Source organism: Microtetraspora fusca, assembly GCF_001570365.1.
In the GTDB taxonomy this organism is placed as follows: Bacteria; Actinomycetota; Actinomycetes; order Streptosporangiales; family Streptosporangiaceae; genus Microtetraspora; species Microtetraspora fusca.
Genome location: NZ_BBYK01000106.1, coordinates 1 through 2,850 on the forward strand (window position 1 = coordinate 1; position 2,850 = coordinate 2,850).

Genomic DNA, 2,850 nt, shown 5'->3' on the forward strand with positions numbered 1-2,850 from the left:
CCACAGACCCCCACACGAAGAAAAACCCCCGGAAACGAAGAAAGGGCCACCCCAAAAGGGGCGGCCCTCTCAACAAAAATTGTCCGGCGGCGTCCTACTCTCCCACACCCTCCCGAGTGCAGTACCATCGGCGCTGGAAGGCTTAACTACCGGGTTCGGAATGTAACCGGGTGTTTCCCAACCGCTATAACCGCCGTAACCCTATGAAACACACAACCAGGCCACCCACACCCAAAAGCGCGAGCGGAACCGCTTGCAGTCTCTGAATCGCATAGTCGACGCGAACATCTATGGACAAGTCCTCGGCCTATTAGTACCGGTCAGCTCCACACGTTACCGCGCTTCCACTTCCGGCCTATCAACCCGGTCATCTACCGGGAGCCTTACCCCACAAGGGTGGGAGACCTCATCTCGAGACGAGCTTCCCGCTTAGATGCTTTCAGCGGTTATCCCTTCCGAACGTAGCCAACCAGCCGTGCTCCTGGCGGAACAACTGGCACACCAGAGGTTCGTCCGTCCCGGTCCTCTCGTACTAGGGACAGCCTCTCTCAAGTCTCCTGCGCGCGCAGCGGATAGGGACCGAACTGTCTCGCGACGTTCTAAACCCAGCTCGCGTACCGCTTTAATGGGCGAACAGCCCAACCCTTGGGACCTACTCCAGCCCCAGGATGCGACGAGCCGACATCGAGGTGCCAAACCATCCCGTCGATATGGACTCTTGGGGAAGATCAGCCTGTTATCCCCGGGGTACCTTTTAGCCGTTGAGCGACACCGCTTCCACAAGCCGATGCCGGATCACTAGTCCCAGCTTTCGCTCCTGCTCGACCCGTCAGTCTCACAGTCAAGCTCCCTTGTGCACTTACACTCGACACCTGATTACCAACCAGGCTGAGGGAACCTTTGGGCGCCTCCGTTACCCTTTAGGAGGCAACCGCCCCAGTTAAACTACCCACCAGACACTGTCCCCCACCCGGATACACGGGCGCGGGTTAGACGTTCAAAACGACCAGAGTGGTATTTCACCAATGACTCCACCCCAACTAGCGTCAGAGCTTCCCAGTCTCCCACCTATCCTACACAAGACGCTCCAAACGCCAATGTCAAGCTGTAGTGAAGGTCCCGGGGTCTTTCCGTCCTGCTGCGCGTAACGAGCATCTTTACTCGTAGTGCAATTTCACCGGGTCTGTGGTTGAGACAGCGGGGAAGTCGTTACGCCATTCGTGCAGGTCGGAACTTACCCGACAAGGAATTTCGCTACCTTAGGATGGTTATAGTTACCACCGCCGTTTACCGGCGCTTAAGTTCTCAGCTTCGCCACCCCGAAAGATGACTAACCGGTCCCCTTAACGTTCCGGCACCGGGCAGGCGTCAGTCCGTATACATCGTCTTACGACTTCGCACGGACCTGTGTTTTTAGTAAACAGTCGCTTCCCCCTGGCCACTGCGGCCTCCACCAGCTTCGGAGGAAAACTCCTACACCAACAGAGGCCCCCCTTCTCCCGAAGTTACGGGGGCAATTTGCCGAGTTCCTTAACCACAGTTCACCCGAACGCCTTAGTATTCTCTACCTGACCACCTGAGTCGGTTTCGGGTACGGGCCGCCACGACACTCACTAGAGGCTTTTCTCGGCAGCATAGGATCACCCACTTCACCACAATCGGCTCGGCATCACATCTCAGGCACAAGGCAGACGGATTTGCCTATCTGCCGCCCTACATGCTTACCCCGGGAACAACCATCGCCCGGGATGGGCTACCTTCCTGCGTCACCCCATCGCTTACCTACTACCAGATCAGGCCAGGCGTTCACCCTCACCACCATCCCGAAGGACAGCAGGGGCTAAGGACCCTTAGTATCACTGGATTCGATATGGGCGCATCGCAGCGGGTACGGGAATATCAACCCGTTATCCATCGACTACGCCTGTCGGCCTCGCCTTAGGCCCCGACTTACCCTGGGCGGATTAGCCTAGCCCAGGAACCCTTGGTCATCCGGCGCAGAAGTTTCTCACTTCTGATTCGCTACTCATGCCTGCATTCTCACTCGAACAACCTCCACGGCTGGATCACTCCGCCGCTTCACCGGTCGCACGACGCTCCCCTACCCACCCACACACAACGTGCGTGAGTGCCACGACTTCGGCGGTGTACTTGAGCCCCGCTACATTATCGGCGCGGAATCACTTGACCAGTGAGCTATTACGCACTCTTTCAAGGGTGGCTGCTTCTAAGCCAACCTCCTGGTTGTCACAGCAACTCCACATCCTTTCCCACTTAGCACACGCTTAGGGGCCTTAGTCGGTGATCTGGGCTGTTTCCCTCTCGACTACGAAGCTTATCCCCCGCAGTCTCACTGCCACGCTCTCACTTACCGGCATTCGGAGTTTGGCTGACGTCAGTAACCTTGTCGGGCCCATCGGCCATCCAGTGCTCTACCTCCGGCAAGAAACACGCAACGCTGCACCTAAATGCATTTCGGGGAGAACCAGCTATCACGGAGTTTGATTGGCCTTTCACCCCTACACACAGGTCATCCCCCAGGTTTTCAACCCTGGTGGGTTCGGTCCTCCACGCAGTCTTACCCACGCTTCAACCTGCCCATGCGTAGATCACCCCGCTTCGGGTCTACAGCATGCGACTCAAACGCCCTATTCAGACTCGCTTTCGCTACGGCTCCCCCACACGGGTTAACCTCGCCACACACCATAACTCGCAGGCTCATTCTTCAAAAGGCACGCAGTCACATCACAGACGCCCGAAGACGTCTACGCTCCTACGGCTTGTAGGCACACGGTTTCAGGTACTATTTCACGACCCCTCACCGGGGCGCTTTTCACCTTTCCCTCACGG

2 rRNA genes are annotated in these 2,850 nt (G+C 57.3%); both read right to left on the reverse strand.

Annotated features, from left to right (window positions below):
* Nucleotides 1-81: 81 nt before the first annotated feature.
* Nucleotides 82-198, reverse strand: a 5S ribosomal RNA gene (gene rrf / locus AWQ68_RS40245).
* A 92-nt stretch (nt 199-290) separates the two neighbouring features.
* Nucleotides 291-2,850 (reverse strand): 23S ribosomal RNA (locus AWQ68_RS40250); the annotation flags it as partial.